Genomic DNA, 3,534 nt, shown 5'->3' on the forward strand with positions numbered 1-3,534 from the left:
GATAAGAAGGCATTTGTTAAGTTTATTATGGAGCTATCCATTGCACTTAAGGCGAAGGGAAAGGAGCTTACGGTTGATAGCTTTGCATATAAATGGAATGCACCAAACCAAGGTTGGTGGAAGTTGCTACTTCCATATGTTGATGCCCTTCATGTAATGGGTTATTCAGAAACCGGATCAAAATCAACGAGTTGGAGATCTTATGATTTCCTAAAAGCTGCCGCGGGAAAGTATTCTTCCAAACTTCTCATTGGAGTTCCCAGTCATGCGAGCAAATGGGAGAAGGCTTCAGTTCAAGAGCACCTCGAATGGATCGCGAAGGATGCTTCCGTTGGCCTTGCAATTTGGGATGCCCAACTCAAAGATTCCAAATGGGGAACCAAGAAAGTTTGGCAAACGATTTCAAGGATTAGGCAGAGAGCAGAATTGAATGGTACCGGTTCCCCCACAATTTCTTCTGAAAAGAATCAAGAGGTAAAATTGAAAAACTAATTAGCTTTCTCTGAATGATGATTTCGCAAAAATGTTGATTTTAGTAATTTTATTTAAATTTAAATAAAATTTTAAATAGGTTTAGAAAATGTGTTATTGATAGACTGAAATAGCCTCATTTTTATACGTACATTTTTTAAAGCCGATCCAATGGGCTTATGATTCCAAAAGGTTTTTTCATCACATGGGTATAGATTTGGGTAGTCTCCACGGAAGCATGGCCGAGAAGTTCCTGAACGGTTCGAATATCTGCCCCACCCTCAAGCATATGAGTGGCAAAACTGTGGCGGAGCACATGGGGTGTGACCCGTTTTTCGATACCCGCTTTTTTCGCTGTATTGCGCACTGCATTTTGATATGAATTTTCAAGCGCATGGTGCCGGAGGAGTTCCTCGCCTCGAGGATTCTTTGCAAGTCGGCTATGAGGAAAAAGGTACTGCCAGCTAAGCTCTCTCCGAGCTACGCTGAACTTACGAGCGAGTGCTTCGGTCATACTTGCCCCGGCAAATTCAGCTTTGATATCCTTGGCATGCAAAATTCTAGCTTGTTCGACTTGTAGTTGTAAAAAATCAACCAAAGAAGTTGGTAGCACTGAGACCCGATCTTTATCTCCCTTGCCCGCTCGGACAGATAACTGACCGCGATCAAAATCTAAATCCTTAACCCGCAAGCGTAATAATTCATTTACTCGTAAACCTGCTCCATATTGCAAGCGACCCATTAAACGGAATTTAGTGGGTAGTAATTCTAGTAGGCGTGTAACTTCCTTTTGGGATAAAACAACAGGTACCCTTATTCTCTTCTTTGCTCGGGTCGCCCCCCGGAAATCTACATTTGGTTGCTCTCTTACATAGCGAAAGAAAAACAACAGAGCATTAAAACACTGATTTTGCCCTGTTGGTGATATTCTTTTCTCTTCCGCCAAGTAGGTCAAAAAATTAACGACTTCCCCCGCTTCTGATTCCATTACTTCTTTGGGATGGAGAAACGCCTGAAAACGTCGTAACCATCCCATGTACGCTTTTTCTGTAGTGTAGGCAAGGTGGCGTCGGCGGATAGCACTTCTCAATTTCGGCCCAGCGATATCACGAGCAGATATTTCCTGAAAAAACCATTTTAATGCATCTCCCCATTGCTTCTTTTGCCATTCATTTGGTCTGGTTGGTAAAACTGCTTCTCGCCAAAAAATCTTTCCATTTTCCCGATTGCTTGGTTCTCCCAGTCCCTTCTTTGCACAATAACCAAAATACCACTTAATTGTAATCCACCACGCCTGCCTCTCCTCTGCATTCGCATTTGAATATTCTTTAAGTTGAACTTTTATCCACTCATGCATATGTCAAATAAGTAATACATGATTCATTTGCATGTTTAACAAGAAAATTATTTGATATATTTTAATTGGTTAACAGCTAAAAAAGCTTTAAAGTTTTCAAATTAAATAACTCTTAGAATGATTGCTTTATGATCAAATGTAAGATTCATTACAAAATATACATGATAAAAGTAACGAATAATATAAGTTGGGCAAAAATGACTTGCTCGATCCAACTAATTTGACCAATCCTATATTATGAAAAAACAAGCACTAATTCTACTGGCCTTTAGTCAGCTCGCCCTTGCTGGTGAAATTAATCTCGTCGATAAGCAGAGCGGCAAGGTCGTAGCCACTATCAGCCAGAACGATGAGACAGAGTTTCTTATCGAAGGTAAGACATACGTCGCCAAGCCAAAAGCAAGCGTCTCAGAGAAGTTGGCTCGAGCAATCATTGTTCCCCGCATCGAGGTGCGGGGTACTCACCTTGAGGACGTCGTGAACTTTCTCCGGTTTGAGACTGCAAAGCTTTCACCTGCGGCTCCGCTAAACATCACGATCGGACACAAGGATCTCAAAAATGTAGCAGTAGATCTCAAGATGAACGAGGCGAGTTGTTACGCGATCCTTACAGCCGCTGCTGAGAATGCTGGATGCGACGTCGCGTTTGAGGAAGTTGGTGCAATTTTCCGGAAGAAGGAGCCTAGTGAATAGCGGGCTAGCGGGATGCAGAAGCACACAAAGCCCAACAAGTCGGTGCACACCAACCCCACACCGCTTCGGAGGCGAGTTTTCCGATAGATTGAACCTTTAACCCCTTCGTCAAGCCTTGCTCTCGTGTGGGGTGGGTGACCTATGACGTTCTGCGAAAGAAAGAGACCTATGACTGAAGATCCACAAAAACAACACGAGGACACCGATGACGACGAGCCAACAGGAGCCGAGCCCATACTGTCCCCATGGATGAAGACCGTCATTCTTTGGTCTGTTATTCTCCTCCTAATCGCAGGAGGTGCGGCGGCTACCTACTTTGGTGCACGCGAAGTATTGAGAGCCAAGGCGAGCATGGATTGGCCCACCACTCAGGGAAAAATCATAGAGTCCTCGGTTGAGCGTGAAACTCGCCGCCGGAAACCAGGAGAGAGCGGATCTCTAAATCAAAGAATATTCCGCGCCAAAATCTTGTACGAATACCAAGTTGATGAAGCTACCTTAACAGGAACACGTATTGCTTACGTTAAGAAAAAGCGGATTAAGGTAAAGGGTGATGACACAAGTAGCATCGATAGAATCCTTGCCGAGGCTCATGCACAAGGCATCGTGGACCGTTACCCTAAAGGCAAGAGCGTATCCGTATACTACAAGCCCGACAACCCAAAGGTTTGCCTGCTTGAGCCCGGACTGGGGTTGCAGGCTTTCGTGGCACCGGTAATCGGGGTGTTTATTTTTATTATCGGGGGAATAATCGCTTGGGCAGCCATTACGGGAGCTAGAGATAAACAGTAAGAAGCAGAACAAGGCGTGGCTACCAACAGGCTGCCCGTCGCGAGTCGAAAGTGTCATGACAATTCAACCATCAACCGTGAAATCGGAGCGCGCTCCCAAGCAGCCTGTGGCAGCACTCTGACGTTCGGAAAATAAACAATGAGAAATGGAACAATAATCAGCTTGCTTGTATTCATGCTTCTGGTCGGGTGCGACCGCAACGAGGGAATCAAGGTCGAAAA

3 protein-coding genes and 1 pseudogene are annotated in these 3,534 nt (G+C 44.5%); 3 read left to right on the forward strand and 1 reads right to left on the reverse strand.

Going from position 1 to position 3,534, the window contains the following annotated elements; translation table 11 throughout:
• Positions 1 to 492: pseudogene (locus tag ACKPQ5_RS05260) on the forward strand (hypothetical protein); the annotation flags it as partial.
• 136 nt (positions 493 to 628) lie between these two features.
• On the opposite strand, the gene ACKPQ5_RS05265 reads toward ACKPQ5_RS05260, so the two are convergent.
• Complete coding sequence (locus ACKPQ5_RS05265) at positions 629 to 1,828, reverse strand: integron integrase (protein WP_407678055.1); 1,200 nt, start codon at positions 1,826 to 1,828, stop codon at positions 629 to 631.
• Positions 1,829 to 2,065: 237 nt separating this feature from the next.
• On the opposite strand from ACKPQ5_RS05265, the gene ACKPQ5_RS05270 reads away from it, so the two are divergent.
• The gene (locus ACKPQ5_RS05270; protein WP_407678056.1) at positions 2,066 to 2,521 is read left to right on the forward strand and encodes a hypothetical protein; all 456 of its coding nucleotides are present in this window, start codon (positions 2,066 to 2,068) and stop codon (positions 2,519 to 2,521) included.
• 168 nt (positions 2,522 to 2,689) lie between these two features.
• The gene (locus ACKPQ5_RS05275) at positions 2,690 to 3,313 is read left to right on the forward strand and encodes a DUF3592 domain-containing protein (RefSeq protein WP_407678057.1); all 624 of its coding nucleotides are present in this window, start codon (positions 2,690 to 2,692) and stop codon (positions 3,311 to 3,313) included.
• The last annotated feature ends 221 nt before the right edge of the window (positions 3,314 to 3,534 follow it).

This window comes from Candidatus Seribacter sulfatis, assembly GCF_964187635.1.
GTDB classification, from domain to species: domain Bacteria; phylum Verrucomicrobiota; class Verrucomicrobiia; order Opitutales; family Seribacteraceae; genus Seribacter; species Seribacter sulfatis.

What these genes read in the sequence shown, in the direction of transcription:
- ACKPQ5_RS05265 (WP_407678055.1), bottom strand. Translation starts at nt 1,828, where the DNA reads ATGCATGAGTGGATAAAAGTTCAACTTAAAGAATATTCAAATGCGAAT.
- ACKPQ5_RS05270 (WP_407678056.1), top strand. Translation starts at nt 2,066, where the DNA reads ATGAAAAAACAAGCACTAATTCTACTGGCCTTTAGTCAGCTCGCCCTT.
- ACKPQ5_RS05275 (WP_407678057.1), top strand. Translation starts at nt 2,690, where the DNA reads ATGACTGAAGATCCACAAAAACAACACGAGGACACCGATGACGACGAG.